Origin of the sequence: Methylobacterium marchantiae, assembly GCF_042679825.1 — a bacterium.
GTDB lineage: Bacteria > Pseudomonadota > Alphaproteobacteria > Rhizobiales > Beijerinckiaceae > Methylobacterium > Methylobacterium marchantiae.
This window is the reverse complement of the sequence record NZ_JBHTND010000016.1, coordinates 17317-35052: the sequence shown is the minus strand read 5'-3', so window position 1 is coordinate 35052 and position 17736 is coordinate 17317. Positions and strand designations below refer to the sequence as shown.

General features: G+C 65.2%; 17 protein-coding genes and 2 pseudogenes. 10 read left to right on the top strand and 9 right to left on the bottom strand.

All coding sequences use genetic code 11. The annotated features are described in order from the left end of the window. Positions 1 to 3: 3 nt before the first annotated feature. From ACFQ4G_RS12920 to ACFQ4G_RS12910, 3 genes are all read left to right on the top strand, one after another. Positions 4 to 528: an HPr kinase/phosphorylase gene (locus ACFQ4G_RS12920; RefSeq protein ID WP_238206126.1), complete on the top strand. Its 525-nt coding sequence runs from the start codon at positions 4 to 6 to the stop codon at positions 526 to 528. Positions 529 to 650: 122 nt separating this feature from the next. Then, positions 651 to 1052, top strand: coding sequence for a PTS sugar transporter subunit IIA (locus ACFQ4G_RS12915; protein WP_238206124.1), 402 nt, complete (start codon positions 651 to 653; stop codon positions 1050 to 1052). Between the two features lie 178 nt (positions 1053 to 1230). Beyond that, positions 1231 to 1557 (top strand): HPr family phosphocarrier protein, encoded by a 327-nt coding sequence (locus ACFQ4G_RS12910; protein ID WP_238206122.1) that lies wholly within the window; start codon positions 1231 to 1233, stop codon positions 1555 to 1557. Positions 1558 to 1587: 30 nt separating this feature from the next. On the opposite strand, the gene ACFQ4G_RS12905 is transcribed toward ACFQ4G_RS12910, so the two are convergent. From ACFQ4G_RS12905 to ACFQ4G_RS12895, 3 genes are all read right to left on the bottom strand, one after another. After that, positions 1588 to 2430 carry a hypothetical protein gene (locus ACFQ4G_RS12905; protein ID WP_238206120.1) on the bottom strand — a complete coding sequence of 281 codons (843 nt, stop codon included), beginning with the start codon at positions 2428 to 2430 and terminating at the stop codon, positions 1588 to 1590. A gap of 226 nt (positions 2431 to 2656) precedes the next feature. After that, on the bottom strand, positions 2657 to 3784 hold the full coding sequence (locus tag ACFQ4G_RS12900) for a CobW family GTP-binding protein (protein WP_238206118.1): 1128 nt from the start codon (positions 3782 to 3784) through the stop codon (positions 2657 to 2659). Positions 3785 to 3835: 51 nt separating this feature from the next. Next, positions 3836 to 5362 carry a D-alanyl-D-alanine carboxypeptidase family protein gene (locus ACFQ4G_RS12895; RefSeq protein WP_238206116.1) on the bottom strand — a complete coding sequence of 509 codons (1527 nt, stop codon included), beginning with the start codon at positions 5360 to 5362 and terminating at the stop codon, positions 3836 to 3838. 634 nt (positions 5363 to 5996) lie between these two features. On the opposite strand from ACFQ4G_RS12895, the gene ACFQ4G_RS12890 reads away from it, so the two are divergent. The 7 genes and pseudogenes from ACFQ4G_RS12890 to ACFQ4G_RS12860 form a co-directional block, all read left to right on the top strand. Next, positions 5997 to 6635: a helix-turn-helix domain-containing protein gene (locus tag ACFQ4G_RS12890; RefSeq protein WP_238206114.1), complete on the top strand. Its 639-nt coding sequence runs from the start codon at positions 5997 to 5999 to the stop codon at positions 6633 to 6635. Next, entirely contained in the window at positions 6628 to 7860 is a 1233-nt protein-coding gene (locus tag ACFQ4G_RS12885) for a type II toxin-antitoxin system HipA family toxin (protein ID WP_238206112.1), read from the top strand. The genes ACFQ4G_RS12890 and ACFQ4G_RS12885 overlap by 8 nt, the downstream gene beginning before the upstream one ends. 215 nt (positions 7861 to 8075) lie before the next feature. Further along, on the top strand, positions 8076 to 8708 hold the full coding sequence (gene queE, locus ACFQ4G_RS12880; protein ID WP_238206110.1) for a 7-carboxy-7-deazaguanine synthase: 633 nt from the start codon (positions 8076 to 8078) through the stop codon (positions 8706 to 8708). Between the two features lie 49 nt (positions 8709 to 8757). Further along, complete coding sequence (gene queD, locus ACFQ4G_RS12875) at positions 8758 to 9123, top strand: 6-carboxytetrahydropterin synthase QueD (RefSeq protein ID WP_238206108.1); 366 nt, start codon at positions 8758 to 8760, stop codon at positions 9121 to 9123. Continuing rightward, positions 9120 to 9824, top strand: coding sequence for a 7-cyano-7-deazaguanine synthase QueC (queC, locus tag ACFQ4G_RS12870; protein WP_238206099.1), 705 nt, complete (start codon positions 9120 to 9122; stop codon positions 9822 to 9824). The genes queD and queC overlap by 4 nt, the downstream gene beginning before the upstream one ends. A 295-nt stretch (positions 9825 to 10119) precedes the next feature. Next, complete coding sequence (locus ACFQ4G_RS12865; RefSeq protein WP_238206098.1) at positions 10120 to 11796, top strand: methyl-accepting chemotaxis protein; 1677 nt, start codon at positions 10120 to 10122, stop codon at positions 11794 to 11796. A gap of 16 nt (positions 11797 to 11812) precedes the next feature. After that, positions 11813 to 12067, top strand: a pseudogene (locus ACFQ4G_RS12860) (hybrid sensor histidine kinase/response regulator); the annotation flags it as partial. A gap of 307 nt (positions 12068 to 12374) precedes the next feature. Here ACFQ4G_RS12860 and ACFQ4G_RS12855 read toward each other — a convergent pair. From ACFQ4G_RS12855 to ACFQ4G_RS12830, 6 genes and pseudogenes are all read right to left on the bottom strand, one after another. Further along, positions 12375 to 12560 (bottom strand): annotated as a pseudogene (locus ACFQ4G_RS12855) (YjbQ family protein); the annotation flags it as partial. Positions 12561 to 12713: 153 nt separating this feature from the next. Further along, the gene (locus tag ACFQ4G_RS12850) at positions 12714 to 13067 is read right to left on the bottom strand and encodes a hypothetical protein (RefSeq protein WP_238206096.1); all 354 of its coding nucleotides are present in this window, start codon (positions 13065 to 13067) and stop codon (positions 12714 to 12716) included. A 92-nt stretch (positions 13068 to 13159) separates the two neighbouring features. Continuing rightward, the gene (locus tag ACFQ4G_RS12845; RefSeq protein ID WP_238206088.1) at positions 13160 to 14086 is read right to left on the bottom strand and encodes a hypothetical protein; all 927 of its coding nucleotides are present in this window, start codon (positions 14084 to 14086) and stop codon (positions 13160 to 13162) included. 338 nt (positions 14087 to 14424) lie between these two features. Next, positions 14425 to 14895 carry a secondary thiamine-phosphate synthase enzyme YjbQ gene (locus ACFQ4G_RS12840; protein WP_238206086.1) on the bottom strand — a complete coding sequence of 157 codons (471 nt, stop codon included), beginning with the start codon at positions 14893 to 14895 and terminating at the stop codon, positions 14425 to 14427. Continuing rightward, on the bottom strand, positions 14892 to 16631 hold the full coding sequence (locus ACFQ4G_RS12835) for a cisplatin damage response ATP-dependent DNA ligase (RefSeq protein ID WP_238206084.1): 1740 nt from the start codon (positions 16629 to 16631) through the stop codon (positions 14892 to 14894). Before ACFQ4G_RS12835 ends, ACFQ4G_RS12840 begins: the two co-directional genes overlap by 4 nt. Then, on the bottom strand, positions 16628 to 17695 hold the full coding sequence (locus tag ACFQ4G_RS12830) for a ligase-associated DNA damage response exonuclease (protein ID WP_238206083.1): 1068 nt from the start codon (positions 17693 to 17695) through the stop codon (positions 16628 to 16630). Before ACFQ4G_RS12830 ends, ACFQ4G_RS12835 begins: the two co-directional genes overlap by 4 nt. Positions 17696 to 17736: the final 41 nt, after the last annotated feature.

Genomic DNA, 17736 nt, shown 5'->3' with positions numbered 1-17736 from the left:
CTTATGGACCGGAGCCGTTCCGAACCGGCGCTGACGATCCACGCCACTTGCATCGTCTATCGTGAGGCGGGCATCCTCATCCGGGGAGAGGCAGGCGCCGGCAAGTCGAGCTTGGCTCTCTCCCTCCTCGATCGAGCCAGACAAGACGGCAGCTATGCCGCCCTGGTGGGAGACGATCGGATCGGGATCCAACATTGCCACGGTCGCGTCGTTGCTCGCTGCCATCGCGCGCTTCACGGCCTGATCGAGATCCGGGGACTGGGACTCGTACCGCAATCTTCGCTGGCCGATGCCGCAATCGTCCGGATTGTGGTCGATCTGGTAGAGACGCTGCCGCGACTTCCCAATGCGTCGCCCGACACCACTGATCTCCTGGGCAAGACGATTCGCCGAATCATGCTGGACCGCAGCATACGCGACAGTGGCTTGGCGCCCGGAATCATCCTCGACATCCTGTTCGGGAGAGGGAGCGTTGCCCCACGGACGCACCTTGGCGCCGTCTCATGCGATCCGGCCTCTCGCGTATAGCGTGCTGAGCACCCACATGGCATGATCCTGGGGCTAGGATGCGCAAAACGTAACTCTCGTCTTGCGCTCGACCTTGCGCTGCACAAAATGGCGGCTCCCACTGGGTGTCGGAACACGTATCGATGATTGGAATGGTGCTCGTCACCCACGGGCTGCTCGCCACCGAGTTCAAGGCTGCGCTTGAACACGTGGTTGGCCCGCAAAAGCAGATCGAGACGATCACGATCGGTCCAGAGGATGATATGGAGCTGCGCAGGCTCGACATCGTCACCGCCGTGGGCCGGGTCGATTCCGGAAAAGGCGTCGTCGTGCTCACCGATATGTTCGGCGGCACACCGTCCAATCTAGCCTTGTCCTGCATGAATGGCGGCCAGGTGGAAGTGGTGGCCGGGATCAATCTCCCGATGCTGATCAAGCTCGCCAGCGTACGCGATGCCGAGCCTCTGGGCGATGCCGTGCTCCATGCCCAGGAGGCGGGGCGGAAGTACATCAATGTCGCCTCGCGTGTCCTCGCCGGCAAATAACACTTCCGCGAGACAAACGGACTTCCCCAAACATCCTGTGTCGGCTTATCAGGCAAGCGTGGCGATTTCGCGCGGCGCTGCCTCTGCGTGGCCGTGCCATCACTGGACGGAGACACGATCGGCCGCACCGGACTCCCGGTTCGTGGACCGACAGGAGCGACAGGGACGGCATACGCCCATGAGCGACGCTTACGACGACAACGATGTCGAATCCGAGATCTCGGTTCCGGAGGGTGGGCAACTGCGCATGCTTCCGGTGATCAATCGGCGCGGCTTGCACGCGCGCGCATCGGCCAAATTCGTGCAGACCGTGGAGAAGTTCGAGGCCGCTGTGACGGTCACGCGCTCGGGCGAGACGGTGGGCGGGCGCTCCATCATGGGCCTCCTCACCCTCGGCGCGGCGCAGGGCACCTCCATCGCCGTGGTGGCGACGGGCAGCGACGCCGAGGCCTGCCTCGCCGCCATCACCGAACTCCTCGCCAACAAGTTCGGCGAGGACGAGTAGGTATCGCGGCCCGTTCTCCGGACCGAGGTTTCAAGCCGCCCGCCCTTCCGCCTGTCGCCACACGATCGAGCCGGGACCGCTGCCGAGGCGCAGGGCGGCCGCCACGATGACACCACCCTTGCGCGCGAAGTCGACGCTGGTCTGACGCCTCTGGGCGAAGCGCCGCGTCACCACGCGGACCATGGACGAGGCTGAAGGGTCTCTCACGATCGGTTCGCCGGACACCTGCGCATCGAACGAGAGGTAGGCCTCGACCGCATCGCGGATGCGCCGCGGCTCGGTGATGCGCTCGATCTCCACGCCGCTGCGGGTCCATGGCCCGGCCAGACGCACGCCGACGCGATCCTTCTCCGGAATTCCGCCGCCGTTGGCCTGGGCGGAGAGAGGCGCCACCGCCTTGGCCGGGACGGTGACGGCGGGCGGCATCAGGACCAGGGTCGAGCGGGGATGGACGGCCCTGATCGCCGCCCGCAAGGCGGCCTCGACCTCGTCGTGGCAGTCGGGCTCGATGGTGGGCGCGAGAAAAGGTCCCGGCGGGTACCAGGCCTGAGCCCGGCCGTTGCCCCAGAGACCATGCGGCATGGCGAGGGGGACGATTCCACGCAGGCGCGAGCGCTCGCCCGCTTCGCTCCAGGCGAAGGCGAAGACGAGATCGCGACCACCGGATTGATGCACGGCGGCGGTGAGGAGATAGTCCGGGTCGGCGTAGATCGGCTCCGGCCACCGGATTCGGGTGAGAAGCGCGCGCCACGCCTCGGCCTCCACCGGCTCCACCGCGTGGGGGCGCCGGAGATCGATGCGCCAATCGCCGGCGTCCAGATCGACCTCCGTGAGAGGGCGTCCGCCTTCGATGATGCTCAGCCCCTGTCTCATTCCGCGATCCCGCTGCCCATCCGTCCCGGGGTGGGACGCCGTGCTCCGCCCTGCGGCCGAACATGGTGGACACGATCAAAACGGATGCCGCGGCGGACGGGCTCGAAACGGGACGGTGCGTGGCGGATCGAGAGCGCCTTCGATACCGGATTGCAGGGCGCTTCGGTACCGGATTCCAGGGCCCTTCGTGCCGGATTGCAGGGCGGTTCGTACCGGATTGCGGCGATCAGCCTCCCGGAATTGCCAGCGGATTGGCCGTGAGCGCCGCCGCGTCGGGTGCGTCGATCCTGGGACGCCCGAGAAAGGCGTCCCATAGCCCGGTGACGAAGGCCGGCTCCAGGTCGCGCACGATGAGGACGAGGCGTGAGCGATGGTCCGCATCGGGCCAGGCGGCGAGCTGGACGGGCGTGTGGATCACGTGCTGGACGCCGTGGACCACCACCGGCCGGTCGGGCTCCTCGGCGAGCGCCACGAGGCCCTTCAGGCGCAGGAGCTTGGGGCCGTGGCCGGAGCGCAGGAGATCGAGGAACATCTCGAAGGCGGCCCGCTTCACCGGCACGTCGCTGGTCAGGGTGAAGGCGCGGATCGCGGCATCGTGCCGGTTCACGTCGTGATGGTGGTGTCCGTGATGATGGCCGTGGTCGGAGAAGGCCTCCGCCCCGAGCCAGGACCGGACATCCTCGCTCTTGCCGTCGAGCCCGAAGAATCCGCCGAGCAGCTCGGACGGGGCGATGTCGGGGCCGTGGATCGGCGCCGCCGGGTTGAGGGCGTGGAGCCGGGCGCGCAGGGCGTCGCTGCCGCCGGCGAGGCGGTCTCGCTTTACCAGATCTTCCTTGGCGAGCACGATCCGGTCGGCGACGGCGGCCTGCCTCAGGGCCTCGGGATGAGAATCGAGGGTGGAATCACCGTTGACCGCGTCCACCACGGTGACGACGGCCTGGAGCCGATATCGCATGGCGAGATAGGGGTGGTAGATCAGCGCGTGGAGGATCGGGGCCGGGTCGGCGAGGCCGGTCGTCTCGATGACCACCCGGCGGAACGGCGTGATGCGGCCGTTGTCGCGCTTGCGCAGCAGGTCCTCGAGGGTGGCGATCAGGTCGCCGCGCACGGTGCAGCACAGGCAGCCGGCGCCGAGCAGGATCATGTCCTCGTCCACCGTCTCGATCAGCAGGTGATCGAGGCCGATCTCGCCGAACTCGTTGACGATGACCACGGTGTCGGACAGGGCCGGATCGCGCAGCATCCGGTTGAGCAGGGTCGTCTTGCCGGCCCCGAGGAAGCCGGTGAGCACGGTGAGCGGGATCGGCTCCGGACGGCGCGGGTCGGCGGGAGCGGGAGTGGAAGGACTGGCCATGGAGCCGGCCTAACCCGCCGGCGCCTTCGGCTCAATCCTCGCCCCGCCGTCTCACTCCTCGGCGGCGGCCTTGGTGCTCGTCCCCTTTGCCGCGCTCTTGACCGGCTTGGCGCCAGGCTTCGCCTCGGCCTTGGCGGCCGGCTTCTCCGACGCCTTGGGCGCGGGCTTGGCGGCGGCCTTCGCGGCGGGTTTGGCCGCAGGCTTCTTCGCCGTCTCCGCCTTGGAGGACTTTGCGGCCCCGGCGATCACGGGCGTGGTCTCCACCGGCGCATAGGCGCTGGCACTGGCCGGCACCGCCCCCTTGCCGTGAGCCGTCGCCTTGGACTTCGATTCGCTTTTGCCCTTGGCGTCGGATTTGGCGAGCTTGGCCGCCTCGCGCTTGGCATTGGCCGCGTCGAGCTTCGTCTTGCGGACCTCCGCGATCTTGGCGGCCTTCTCCGCCTTCTCGGCCTCGGCCTGCTCGTTCAGGGCGATGGCGCCTTCGGCCGGATCGCGGCCGATCCAGACCAGGATCGGCTGCAGCGGCGCACGCGGCGGCAGGGCGCGGCCCTTGAGCGAGCCGTTGTTGAGGGTGGCGAAGGCCAGCGCCGAGCCCACGGGCGCGGCGGCGGCGAGGATCGAGGCGTTCTCGCTGCCGGCCTGCGAGGCGATGGGGCCCGGCCCCTCGTCGATCGGCAGCGGCTTGCGCTTGTCGCAGATATAGGGGCGCAGGTCCGGCGGCTCGGCGATGGACGAGGCGGGCAGCGAATCGAGGGTGGGCGCGGTCCATCCCGCCGATTGGGCGAAGCCGTAATCGAACAGGTCGGAGGCCTTGAGGTCGCGCTCGCGGGCGCTCGGCTGGCCCATGATCACGGTGATGAGGCGCCGGCCGTTGCGGGTGGCGCTGGCCACCACGTTGAACCCGCCCGAACAGATGAAGCCGGTCTTCATGCCGTCGGCCCCGGCATAGCGGCCGAGCAGGCCGTTATGGTTGGCCATGATCGACTTGCCGAACTGGATCGCGCTGATCGAGAACAGGGCGCGATTGTCGGGAAAGTCGCGGATCAGCGCCCGGCCGAGCACCGCCATGTCGCGGGCCGAGGTCCATTGCCGGGCATCCGGCAGGCCGTTGGGATTGGTCCAGCGGCTCTCGCGCATGCCGATCCGGGCGGCGGTCTCGTTCATGAGGGCGGCGAAGCCCTCGACGGAGCCGCCGAGATTCTCGCCGATGGCCCAGGCCACGTCGTTGGCCGACTTGACCATGATGATCTTCAGGGCGTTGTCGAGGGTCAGCTGCGTGCCCGGCCGGAAGCCCATCTTCGAGGGCGGCTCGGCGGCGGCGGCGGGCGAGATGGTGATGAGCGAATCGAGGGAGACCTTGCCCTGCCGCACCAGGTCGAGGGCGACGTAGGTGGTCATCAGCTTGGTGATGGAGGCGGGAAACCACGGGTCGGTGGCGCCCTGCGAATAGACGACCTTGCCAGAATCGACCTCGACCACGAGGATCGGCGACGTCACCGCGCCGGCCGCACCCGCTCCGAGCAATCCCGCGGCCGTCGCGAGACCAAGGACGAGGCGGCGCAACGATCGGTTCGACATCAGGCCTGTCTCGACTGGGAACGCCCCGACGCCATCATGGCCGGTCCGTCCGAAGAAAAAGTAGCGCAACGGCCGAGCTTTGGCGAGAGATGCCAACCTCCGGCCCTCTCGACGAGAAGCCCCGGCGCGAACCCCCATCAACGCCGTCTCCGTGGCAAGACCGTGGCGAAGGCGCGCGCCGATGGTGCGTTGCACGCGGTTCGTCGCGGCCGGCTTCAGTGACCGAGATGTGCTTTCGATCGAAATCCGGCGTGTGGTGCCAGCGCAAAAAATCTTTCCTGGTTTAGCCCAATCGAAAGCAGGAGTCTCTGAAGGGTAAAACAATATTAATTCAAATTTATATCAATCAAGGTTGAGATATATCCGCTGTATACTTGGATGTTCATGGATCGTTTGGTATGGACATCTTAACGAGGTTGACGACCGACTCCGGATGAACGCGTTGGGTGACCGCAGTCGGCATCGAGCTTGCCAGGTTATGTGGCGCCGCCACAGGTCGGCCGTTCCGCAACCTCATCCGTCACGACACATTTCTTCATGAATCTATATGCATAAACATATTTACTTCTGCATTCTTGATCGTAGCAATATGCTAAAGTGCATAAATCTCCAGAAACATATATCAGGGCATATCATGTCTGCGGTCGGCGACATTGCCAAGAGCTTGAGAACGGCCCGGACGGACAGGGGCCTGAGTCAGGCCGCGCTCGGCGAACTCACCGGCCTGCCGCAGAGCCACATCTCGAAGATCGAGAGCGGCGCGGTCGACCTGCAACTGTCCAGCCTGATCGCACTCGCGCGCGTCCTCGATCTCGATGTACGGCTGGTCCCCCGCAAGGCCCTTCCCGCCGTAGACAGCATCGTCAGGACGACGGCGCCCTCGGCGGATACCGGGCGGCTGGCGCGGCTTCACGACAATCTCAGGCGCATCGCCGACATGTCGCGCGCGGTTGTCCGCCTGGATCCCTCGCCGGATGCGGAACGGCTCGCCGACCTCGCCACCCACCTGCAGACGGTGACGATCCCACGGGAGGCTATGGCCCGCGTGGAGAAGGCGGTCGACCGTTTGAGACTCCTGCAGCGTCTGCCCCTTGCCACCGCGAATGCCGAAGCTCTTGCGCGCCACATGCGGGAGCCGGGCGTGAAGACTGCGATGAGGAGCGCGGCGAGAACGCTCGGCGACGTCCGCAGCGACATCGTCCGTCACCCGGCTGTCGCGGAGGCCGCCATCCGGCCGGCCTACACGCTCGACGAGGAGGAGGACGATGCCTGACGTCTCCGTTCTCGACGTACGGCTCCATGGCGAGACGATCGGCACGCTGACCCGCGTGGGCGGCGACCGCACCATTTTCGCGTTCAGCGACAGCCATATCGAGCGCCGGGACAGGCCCATCCTGAGTCTGTCCTTCAAGGACGAGCTCGGCGGACTGATCACGGACCTGCCGGCGACACAGCGGCGCGTCGCACCTTTCTTCGCCAATCTGCTGCCCGAAGGCCCCCTGCGGACCTACCTCGCCGAGCGGGCGGGCGTGCATGTGGAGCGCGAATTCTACCTGCTGTGGGTCCTCGGGCGAGACCTGCCCGGTGCCGTGACCGTCGTACCGGCCGACGGAGAAGCCTGGCCGCCGACAGCGGACGACGCCTCTGCGAAGGCCGTCCAGCGTGATCGGGAGAACGCGCTGCGCTTCTCCCTTGCCGGTGTGCAGCTCAAATTCTCGGCCATCAAGAACAGCGGCAAGAATGGCGGTCTCGTCATTCCCGCCCAGGGCGTCGGCGGCGAGTGGATCGTGAAGCTGCCCTCGATCCGCTTCGAAGGCGTGCCGGAGAACGAGTACGCCATGATGAGCCTCGCGCGGTCGGTGGGGATCGACGTCCCCGACATCCAGTTGCTCGATGTGCGATCGATCGACGGCCTGCCGGACGGAATCGGCGCCCTCAAGGGACGGGCCTTCGCGATCAGGCGGTTCGACAGGAGGGCGGACGGACCGGTCCATATCGAGGATTTCGCGCAGGTCTTCGGAGTCTACCCGGAGGACAAATACAAGAAGGCGACGCTGCGCCGTCTCGCCCAAGTGCTCGGGATCGAGAGCGGCGGCGACAGCATTGCCGAATTCATCCGCCGCATGGTGTTCAGCGTCCTGATCGGCAACGCCGACATGCACCTGAAGAACTGGTCGCTGATCTATCCCGACCGGCGCACGCCGCTGCTGGCGCCGGCCTATGACTTCGTCTCGACCATTCCGTACATGCAGGATGACAGCTTCGCGCTGAAGTTCGCCCGGACGAGGCGGTTCGACGGCTTCACGCGCGAGGAGCTCTCCTATCTGGCCGACAAGGCAGGTCTGCCGGTCCGTCCGGCGCTGGCCGTGGCGGAGGACACCACCGAGCGGTTTCTGGCCCAGTGGAAGGGGGAGAAGAAGCACTTGCCCCTGCCGGCCGCCGCGGTCGAGGCGATCGACGCTCATCTGGCACGGCTGCCGATCGTTCGCGGCCGGTGACGGCCGTGCCGTCATGAGGTGACGAGGCAAGGCGCGACGCTGCGTTCGGGGAGCGGTGGGGCCTCATCGTCTCCCGCCCCTTCCCCCATGCATGGATGCGTCCGGCCCCGCGCCATGGCCTCCGGCGGCTCGGGCGGCTATGGGGTTTCCACGAGAGATCGGGCCTTTCCCCATCGTGGGGCGGGCTCCTTCCGGGGAGATCGGCTGAGAGAGCGATGGGCTACGCGGTCAAGGAACTGTTCCACACCCTCCAGGGTGAGGGGGCCCAGGCGGGCCGGGCCGCGGTGTTCTGCCGGTTCGCCGGCTGCAATCTCTGGTCCGGCCGCGAGGAGGACCGGGCGACGGCCGCCTGCACCTTCTGCGACACCGACTTCGTCGGCATGGACGGCGAGGGCGGCGGGCGCTTCGCCACGGCGGAGGCTTTGGCCGACGCCATCGCCGCCACCTGGGAGGGCGGCGCGTCCCATCACTACGTGGTCTTCACCGGCGGCGAGCCGCTGCTGCAGCTCGACCCCGCCCTGATCGCGGCGGTGCATGCGCGCGGCTTCGAGATCGCGGTGGAGACCAACGGCACGCTCGCCGCGCCCGAGGGGATCGACTGGATCTGCGTGAGCCCCAAGGCCGGCAATCCCCTGGTGCAGACCACCGGCCACGAGCTGAAGCTGGTCTACCCCCAGGACGAGGCGCGGCCCGAGCGCTTCGCCGCCCTCGACTTCCGCCACCACTGGCTCCAGCCCATGGACGGGCCCGACCGCCTTGCCCATACGCGGGCGGCGGTGGAGTATTGCCGCCGCGACGCGCGGTGGCGGCTGTCGCTGCAGACCCACAAGATCATCGGCATTCCGTGACCGTGTATCGGTCACACCCGCCGTGCGAAGAACCTCGGAATCGGCTCTCATGAAGATCACCCAAGCCTTCACCTTCGAGGCGGCCCACCGCCTGCCCAACGTGCCCGAGACCCATCGCTGCCACCGGATGCACGGGCATTCCTACCGGGTCGAGCTGACGATCTCCGGCGCCGTCGACCCGGCATCGGGCTGGGTGGTGGACTTCTTCGACGTGGAGCACGCCTTCGCGCCGATCCTGGCCCAGCTCGACCATTACTGCCTCAACGAGATCGAGGGGCTGGAGAATCCCACCGCCGAGCATATCGCGGCCTGGATCTGGCATCGGACGAAGCCCGCCCTCCCCGGCCTGTCCTCGGTCAAGGTGATGGAGACCCCGATGTCCTGGGCCGAATACGAAGGCGAAGCCCGAGCATGAGCGACGACGGCGCCCTGGTCCTGTTCTCCGGCGGACAGGATTCCACCACCTGCCTCGCCTGGGCGCTGGAGCGCTTTTCCAGGGTGGAGACCCTCGGCTTCGACTACAACCAGCGCCACAGGGTCGAGCTCGACCGGCGGGCGATCCTGCGCGAGGCGATGGCGGGCATGAACCCGGCCTGGCTCCGGCGCCTCGGCCGCGACCACACCATCGCCCTCGACGCCCTCGGCAAGGTCTCCGAGACCGCCCTCACCCGCAGCACCGAGATCGCCCTTGAGGCGGGCGGCCTGCCCAACACCTTCGTGCCCGGCCGCAACATCATCTTCCTCACCTTCGCGGCGGCTCTGGCCTACCGGCGCTCGCTCGGCCACATCGTCGGCGGCATGTGCGAGACGGATTATTCCGGCTATCCCGATTGCCGCGACGACACGATCAAGGCGCTGCAGGTGGCGCTCAACCTCGGCATGGACCGCCGCTTCGTCCTCCACACCCCCCTCATGTGGATCGACAAGGCCGAGACCTGGACGATGGCGCAGGACCTCGGCGGCCGGCCCCTGGTCGACCTCATCGTCGAGGACACCCACACCTGCTACCTCGGGACGCGCGGCGAGCGCCACGCCTGGGGCTATGGCTGCGGCACGTGCCCGGCCTGCGAGCTCAGGGCGAAGGGGCATGCGAAGTTCGTGGCCGAGGCCGCCTGAAGGCCAGGCCACAATGAGACTGGGGCCTTCGGCGGCTCCGCCGGGGTCCGTCCGCCGGTGGCCGCGCGATCCGGACCGGTGGAGAAGGACTCGAGTCCTCGGGCTGCTCCATGATGCGGCGCCTCTATTCAGTCCGCGCGCGACGTTCATCAATAGAGGCGGACCCGTTCCGCAACAGTCCATGGCGATCGTTCTGGTCCGATCAGGGCCTTTCATCCGATCTTAAATGTCGACGTGGATTTTACACACGGCAAGAGCGTGCGCATGCCCCGCGGCTTCGGATGAGATGACCTTCATGTTTCGGTTCACGCTGCCTCGCAAGCTCTATTCGCTCGTCGCTCTCGCGGGCTTGAGTCTGGTCGTCTTGAGCGGGGTCACGCTGTACTATCAGTATCAGAACATGCTCGATCAGCGCGTCGCCCGCATGGCGTCCCTGACCGAGGCCGCGACGAACCTCATCGAGCGGTATCGGACCCTCGCCGAAAAATCGGAGATGACCGAGCAGGCCGCCCGTGCTGCGGCCCTGAACGACATCACCGCCATGACCTACGGAAGCGACGGATACTTCTTCGTCCTCGACGAGAAGGCCGTCTTCGTCGCCCACATAAAGCCGGCGATGGTCGGCCGCGACTACAGCCAGCAGGCGGACACCGACGGCTTCCACTTCATCGCCGACGTGCTGCCCCGCGCGGCCCGCGACGGGCAGGCGACGGTGCGGTATGCCTGGGTTCGCCCGGGCGAGACCGAGGCGACCTCGAAGATCAGCTTCTTCCGCTTCTACAAGCCGTGGGGCCTCTTCATCGGCACCGGCGTGCACATCAGCGACCTGATGACGACGATCTGGATTCAGGTGGAGCGTCTGCTCGTCGTCGGTGCCGCGGTCATGCTGGTCCTCGGCGGCGCCTCGTACCTCATCATCCGCTCGATCGTGCGCCCGATGAACCGGCTGAGCCGGACCATGGACGCCCTCGCCGCCGGCCGGACCGACGTGACACTGGCGGAAGCGGAACGCACGGACGAAGTGGGCGAGATGGCCCGTGCCGTCCTCGTGTTCCGCGACAATGCGATCGAGCGTGAGCGGATGCAGGCAGAGCAGGAGGCCGACCGGGCGCAGAAGATGCGGCGGGCCGAGATGCTGAACCAGCTCATCCACGGCTTCGAGACCTCGATCACCGGCGTGGTGAGCGGCATCGGCGGGGCGGCGACGCAGCTGCAGGCGACGGCTCAGGCGATGACGGCGACGGCGACCGAGACGGCGAGCCAGTCCACCACCGTCGCCGCGGCCGCAGAGGAAGCGGCGGCGAACGTGAACACGGTGGCGGCGGCGGCCGAGGAGCTCGGCTCGTCGGTCCAGGAGATCGGACGTCAGGTCGACGGCTCGGCCCATCTCGCCCGGGCCGCGGTGAGCGAGGCGGGCCAGACCCGCATCCTGGTTCAGGAACTGAGCGCGGCGGCCTCGCGGATCGGCGACGTGGTGGCGATGATCTCGACGATCGCCGGGCAGACCAACCTGCTGGCCCTCAACGCGACGATCGAAGCGGCGCGCGCCGGCGAGGCCGGCCGGGGCTTCGCCGTGGTGGCGGCCGAGGTCAAGGAACTCGCCAATCAGACCGCGCGGGCGACCCAGGACATCACCGACCAGATCACCCGGATCCAGAGCTCGACCGGGCAGGCGGTCTCGGCCATCGCCGAGATCAGCACGCGGATCGAGGAGATCAGCAGCGTCGCCACCTCGATCGCCGCCGCGGTGGAGGAGCAGGGCGCGGCGACCCAGGAGATCGTGCGCAACGTGACCCAGGCGGCGGTCGGCACCGGCGAGGTCACCTCCAACATCTCCGGCGTGGCCAATGCCGCCGAGGAGACCGGCGAGGCCGCGAACCAGGTGCTGTCCTCCGCCTCCGAGCTGTCGCGTCAGTCGGAGCATCTCAACGGGGAGGTGGCCCGGTTCCTGGCGACCGTCCGGGCCGCCTGAGGCGGTGACGGCCGGCGCGGACGAGGCCCTGGCCCGGCTCGCAGCGAATGTGGCGATGCCGGGCATGAACGGCATCGACCTCGCCCAGGCGATCCGCCGCGACCATCCCGACCTTCCGGTGGTCCTGACCTCGGGCTACAGCCACGTCCTGGCGCAGAACGGCACGTCCGGGTTCGAGCTGCTGCACGAACCCTACCCGGTCGAGCGGCTCTCGCGCATCCCGCGCGAGGCCGCCACGTGGCAGCGGCGCAAGCGCATCCTCGGTCGGTAGCGCGTCGCGGGATTTCCGGGCACTCCACCCGACGAACCTCCGCTTGAGAGCCATTCGATCGGATTTCCCTGCGGATTCTCATGCCAGGGTGGATCAGCTGCCAGAGCTGATCATCCCATCGGACCGCCTCATCCTGAGGTGCCCTTTGCAAGAGCAAAGGGCCTCGAAGGAGGGTTCCAGATATCAAAGCGATCCCTGGAAGGCTCCTTCGAGGCCGCTGCGCGGCACCTCAGGATGAGGTAGAGCCTTGGAAAACAACGCAAACAATCTCCAGGACGATGGCACGGATCGCCCGCCACGGACCCGACTACGCCCCCACCACCGCCAGCATCACCTCCCGCCGGTGCGGCCGGTCGCGGTGCTCGATGAGGTAGATGCCCTGCCACGTTCCCAGGGCGAGGCGTCCGCCCGTCACCGGGATGGCGAGGCCGGAATCGGTGAGCAGGGTGCGGATATGGGCAGGCATGTCGTCCGGCCCCTCGATGCCGTGGATGTCAGTACGGTTAGCCTCGCCTTCTGTTGGGTCTTTTATTGCTTGGAAGGCAAATCGCCGAACATCTTCTTGCCATCACTCATTTTGAGTTAAATTAAATCCGACCATAAACACTTATCAAATCGCCATAGAACAGATGTAAAGCTTATTTATTTACTTCGTCCGCGATGCGCTAGGATTACTTGCTTGCTTGTAACCTGAGAAAAGCGTTTCAAATATTATTCCAAGGAAGCCGCCCGCAGCTACTTCAATCATAGCAAGCCTGTCTTTTAAATCATCAGGGTCTTGAATTGCTCCGATTTTAAATGAATAGAGATTGTATATTACTAGCAACCCGAAAAATGTGGAGAAAATTATTGATAACAATGAGAAAGTCATACTAATATGACTATCGTCCTCGACGATGTCATACATATGGCGAATCGCGTCCTTAAGGAATGCCATTGCATACACTGCCGAGACGGGAGCAATGAGCAGCAAAGTTATTCTGAAACTCTGCGAACTCATTTTTTCTTCTATCCATAAATAACAGAATAATACAGAAACGATATGCAATCCAACGAGCCCAAATCCTACCAAGTTTTTAAGATAAGATAGCCTCATTTATCACCCCTTCCAAGGCATTCCTGCAACCAAGTAGCAATTTTATTTTGAAATTCAAACGTATTGGAAACATGAGAGATATCCATCTCAGCATATCTTCCGTCTGGCGGAACCGTGTCTTCGCGCTCCTTCACTATTTGACTATCTGGTGTAAAAATTCTATATATAATAGTAATTTTACTTGCAGAGCGGGATTTAATTTCTCCTTCAAAGCGAAGACGGAGCTTTTCCCAATACCCGGCCATACTCTGAGACAAAAGACGACTTGGTCCTAATATTTTCAAGTTATATGTAAATTCTTCGCCCGCCCATTCGACCCCATAGAAATCAGCTACTACGCCTCTAGAGCGGATATCAACATTATTATTATCTCTTTTATTGTTTAAAGCCTTAATAAACGATAGCGCACAATTTTGAAATCTTTTCCGATGTAATGGTCTTTCGGCAAAACTTGACAAACCGCCCGTGGACCCAGACCCGATACCTTCGTCTTTGAGCGTAATTACTCGACTCTCAATAGAGTTATTATCTCCGACGCCGGAAGAAATGCCGCCCTTACTCGCTTGTTGGTTCTTGTCTATCTCGGGCTGCACACGTTGCTCGAAGCCTGGGTTGACTGTAGTGTCCTGCGACGGATTCGCTTTCGGCGTCAAATCGGGAGCAGGTTGCTTCGTCGCGCTTTGTTCGAGCCCTTCAGAAGACACTTTACTTTCCAAAGATTCGTGAGCTTGAAACTTCAACGGATCAGGAGCCGCACTCGGAACAAGAGGCGGCTCATCCGAGGTAAACTTTATAGGATTGGGGGCTGCGGCTATAAAGCTTGTATTCGCTAAATAATATTTATAATAAATTACACCAAAACATAATCCACTCAGGAATATAACACTATAAATTAGAATATTCCGTGGAGATAGACCTAGCATTGGGCAACTCGTTTGCGACAGGATTCAGCGTGGCTCCAAAACGTAGATCATGCACACCCTCATCCGTTATGCTAGTGCGCCAAGGCAATTAAAATGTACGCAATGCATTAGAATTCCCTTCTACAATCTACAGCGTTAATAGCCTGTTCTGCATTTCGCGCTCTCGTCAATAAATTATATCTAGTATTCATTAATTTTAGCAATTGATGGCTTTTTAGATCCATCATAGATCGAAGTAAAAATTTATCTAGATAAATAAAAAAAGAATTATTGACTTTTCGATGCCTACTGTCAATTACGAAGACTGCTAAGTGAACATATGTCCAGTCAGAGCACTCTTACAACCCGATCACGTGCAGCATCACCTCCCGCCTATGCGGCCGGTCGCGGTGCTCGATGAGGTAGATACCCTGCCACGTCCCCAGGGCGAGGCGTCCGCCCGTCACCGGGATGGCGAGGCCGGAATCGGTGAGCAGGGTGCGGATATGGGCCGGCATGTCGTCGGGCCCCTCGATGCCGTGGACGTAGCCGGAATGGCGCGGGGCGAAGCCGTCCAGGGCCGTCATCAGGTCGGTCCGGACATCGGGATCGGCATTCTCCTGGATCGTCAGGGAGGCCGAAGTGTGCCGGCAGAACACGCTGAGCAGGCCCTGCGCGATGCCGCTCCGCGCGAGGAAATCGGCCACGGCAGCGGTGATGTCGGTGAAACCCTGGCCGGGCGTCGAGACGGTGAGGCGGGCGCTCGCCTGGCGCCGGACCTCGCCCTCCTGAAACCCCTCGATCCCGCCGATCCTGCCAGATCCTCTCATGGTGTCTCCTCTGCGATGACGGCGCCGGGCGCGATCTCGCGCTCGCCGCGGGCCAGGATGGTCTCCAGGGCCTCGATCCGGTCGGCCTCGGCCGCCGGCTTGTCCCAGCGGATGCGATGGACCCGGGGGAAGCGCATGGCGACGCCCGATTTGTGCCGGGTGGAGCGCTGCACCCCCTCGAAGGCGATTTCCAGAACCAGCCCCTGGTCGATTCCGTAGGCCACTTCGCGCACCGGGCCGAAGCGCTTCGTGGTGTTGTTGCGGACGTAGCGGTCGAGCTTGGCCAGTTCCGCATCGGTGAAGCCGTGATAGGCCTTGCCCACCGGCACCAGTTCCCGCCCGCCCTCCGGCCGCTCGCGCCAGACCCCGAACGTGTAGTCGGAGTAGAACGACGAGCGCTTCCCGTGGCCGCGCTGGGCATACATCATCACCGCGTCGACGAGATGCGGCTCGCGCTTCCACTTCCACCACGGCCCCTTGGGGCGGCCGGGGAGATAGGGGCTGTCGCGCAGCTTCAGCATCACGCCCTCGATCGCGTCGGCATCCTCCCCCGCCCCCACCGAGGCCGGGTCGGCGCGGGCCTCGGCGAGGTCGTCCCAAGTCTCGAACGTCACCAGCGGCGAGAGGTCGATGCGGGCGTGGTCGAGGGCGGCGACGAACCCCTCCAGCCGGGCGCGGCGCTCGGCGAAGGGCAGCGGCCGCAGGTCCTCGCCCTCCGCCGTGAGGAGGTCGTAGGCCCGGACATGGGCGGGGAATTCCTCCAGCAGCTTGGGCGTGACCGCCTTCCGGTTGAGGCGCTGCTGCAGGACGTTGAAGCTCTGGACGCGGCTCTCCCGCAGGATCAGCAATTCGCCGTCGATGGTGCCGGTGAAGGTGATCGCCTCGGCGAGATCGGGAAATGCGTGCGTGATGTCCTCGCCGGTGCGCGAATAGACCCGCGCCACCTGCTCCCCGGCCTCGTCGCGTCCGCCGGCGAGCTGGACGCGGATGCCGTCCCATTTCCACTCGCCCGAGAAGGCGGCCGGGTCGAGCTTGTCGAAATCCGTCTCCTCGTCGATGGGATGGGAAAGCATCGGCGGCCGGAACGGGGCGGGATTGAGGGTGGTGGGGCGCTCGCCCCGTCCCTCGACCCAGGCGAACAGGTGGAGATACGGCGGCTCCAGGCCGTGCCAGACCTCCTCCACCGCATCGGCCTCGTGGCCGCCGAGCGCCCCGATCGCGGTCTTGGCGAGCCGCGCCGAGACGCCGACGCGGAGCGCCCCGGTGATGAGCTTCAGCAGCGCCCAGCGCCCGGTCTCGTCGAGGGCATCAAGCCAGTCGGCGATATGGCCGGGAAGGTCGGCTTTCTTCGTGGTGGCGAGGGTCTGCACCACCTCGGAGAGGGTGGGGATGTGAGGCGGCGGGTTGTTGTGGCCGGGGGGGGCGAGCGTCGACCCTCCCTCCCCCGCAGGGGCGGGAGGGTTCTGAGACAGCCAGATCAGCGCCGTGGTCTCGGCGAGATCGCCCACGTAATTGTGCGACAGGGCGAACAGCACCGGATCGACCCGCGCCTCCACCAGGCCGCGGATCATCGCGGGCTTGGCCTCGCGGAAGGTGAGGTTGCCGGTCATGGCCGCGAGCGCCCAGCCCCGCTCCGGATCGGGGGCATGGGCGAAGTAATCCTGCAGCAGGCGCAGCTTGGCGTTGCGGCGTGGCTCGTAGGCCAGACGGTCGAGGAGATGGGCGAAGTCGTTCATGCCACGGCCTCGTCCGAAACCGCCGGAGGCTCTTCTACTGCCGCGGCGGGCTCGGCCTCGCCGTCGTCGCCATAGCCCAGCATGTGCAGCGGTTTCGCCGCGATGCCTTGTGTCCCGCACCAATGCACCAGGGCGTCTTCCTGCCCGTGGGTGACCCAGACCTCGCCGGCCCCGGTCTCGCGGATGGTGCGGCAGAGGTCCGGCCAGTCGGAATGGTCGGAGATGACCAGGGGCAGTTCGGCGCCCTTCTGGCGGGCGCGGGCGCGCACCCGCATCCAGCCCGAGGCGAAGGAGGTGACCGGATCGGGGAATTTGCGCGACCACACGTCCTGGATCGCCGAGGGCGGGCACAGGACGATGGCCCCGTGCAGCTTGGAACGCTCCGTCGCCACCACCTTCGGCGTCTCACCCAAGGGAATGCCCTCGCGCTTGTAGAGCTCGGTGAGCTTTTCCATGGCGCCGTGGAGATAGATCGGCCGGTCGTAGCCCGCCTCCCGCAGCAGGGCCATGACCCGCTGCGCCTTGCCGAGCGCGTAGGCGCCGACGATATGGGCGCGCTCGGGGAACAGGGCGACCGAGTCGAGGAGCTTGCTGACCTCGCCTGCCGTGTCGGGCATCCGGAAGACCGGCAGGCCGAAGGTCGCCTCGGTGATGAAGACGTCGCAGGGGACGACCTCGAAGGGCAGGCAGGTCGGGTCGTAGGCGCGCTTGTAATCGCCCGACACCACGACCCGCACGCCCTGCGCTTGAATCGCGATCTGGGCCGAGCCGAGGACGTGGCCGGCGGGCGCGAAGCGCACGGTGACGTCGCCGATGCGGATCTCCTCCCCGAGCACCGCCTCCTGGCGGGTCTCGCAGAAATCCTCGCCGTAGCGCACCGCCATGATCCGCAGGGTCTGGCCGGTGGCCAGCACCTTGCCGTGGCCGGAGCGGGCATGATCGGCATGGCCGTGGGTGATGAGGGCGCGCGGCACCGGCCAGGTCGGGTCCACGTGGAATCCGCCGAGCGGGCAGTACAGGCCCTCGCGGGTCTGGGTCAGGAGGTCGCCCGCGCGGAGGCTCATGCGCGGGACCGAAGGGCGGGATCACGGATCATGCGGCGTGA

What these genes read in the sequence shown, in the direction of transcription:
- queE (WP_238206110.1), top strand. Translation starts at nt 8,076, where the DNA reads ATGGGCTACGCGGTCAAGGAACTGTTCCACACCCTCCAGGGTGAGGGG.
- queC (WP_238206099.1), top strand. Translation starts at nt 9,120, where the DNA reads ATGAGCGACGACGGCGCCCTGGTCCTGTTCTCCGGCGGACAGGATTCC.
- ACFQ4G_RS12905 (WP_238206120.1), bottom strand. Translation starts at nt 2,430, where the DNA reads ATGAGACAGGGGCTGAGCATCATCGAAGGCGGACGCCCTCTCACGGAG.
- ACFQ4G_RS12840 (WP_238206086.1), bottom strand. Translation starts at nt 14,895, where the DNA reads ATGAGAGGATCTGGCAGGATCGGCGGGATCGAGGGGTTTCAGGAGGGC.
- ACFQ4G_RS12865 (WP_238206098.1), top strand. Translation starts at nt 10,120, where the DNA reads ATGTTTCGGTTCACGCTGCCTCGCAAGCTCTATTCGCTCGTCGCTCTC.
- ACFQ4G_RS12850 (WP_238206096.1), bottom strand. Translation starts at nt 13,067, where the DNA reads ATGAGTTCGCAGAGTTTCAGAATAACTTTGCTGCTCATTGCTCCCGTC.
- ACFQ4G_RS12835 (WP_238206084.1), bottom strand. Translation starts at nt 16,631, where the DNA reads ATGAACGACTTCGCCCATCTCCTCGACCGTCTGGCCTACGAGCCACGC.
- queD (WP_238206108.1), top strand. Translation starts at nt 8,758, where the DNA reads ATGAAGATCACCCAAGCCTTCACCTTCGAGGCGGCCCACCGCCTGCCC.
- ACFQ4G_RS12885 (WP_238206112.1), top strand. Translation starts at nt 6,628, where the DNA reads ATGCCTGACGTCTCCGTTCTCGACGTACGGCTCCATGGCGAGACGATC.
- ACFQ4G_RS12920 (WP_238206126.1), top strand. Translation starts at nt 4, where the DNA reads ATGGACCGGAGCCGTTCCGAACCGGCGCTGACGATCCACGCCACTTGC.
- ACFQ4G_RS12910 (WP_238206122.1), top strand. Translation starts at nt 1,231, where the DNA reads ATGAGCGACGCTTACGACGACAACGATGTCGAATCCGAGATCTCGGTT.
- ACFQ4G_RS12900 (WP_238206118.1), bottom strand. Translation starts at nt 3,784, where the DNA reads ATGGCCAGTCCTTCCACTCCCGCTCCCGCCGACCCGCGCCGTCCGGAG.
- ACFQ4G_RS12895 (WP_238206116.1), bottom strand. Translation starts at nt 5,362, where the DNA reads ATGTCGAACCGATCGTTGCGCCGCCTCGTCCTTGGTCTCGCGACGGCC.
- ACFQ4G_RS12915 (WP_238206124.1), top strand. Translation starts at nt 651, where the DNA reads ATGATTGGAATGGTGCTCGTCACCCACGGGCTGCTCGCCACCGAGTTC.
- ACFQ4G_RS12890 (WP_238206114.1), top strand. Translation starts at nt 5,997, where the DNA reads ATGTCTGCGGTCGGCGACATTGCCAAGAGCTTGAGAACGGCCCGGACG.
- ACFQ4G_RS12830 (WP_238206083.1), bottom strand. Translation starts at nt 17,695, where the DNA reads ATGAGCCTCCGCGCGGGCGACCTCCTGACCCAGACCCGCGAGGGCCTG.
- ACFQ4G_RS12845 (WP_238206088.1), bottom strand. Translation starts at nt 14,086, where the DNA reads ATGCTAGGTCTATCTCCACGGAATATTCTAATTTATAGTGTTATATTC.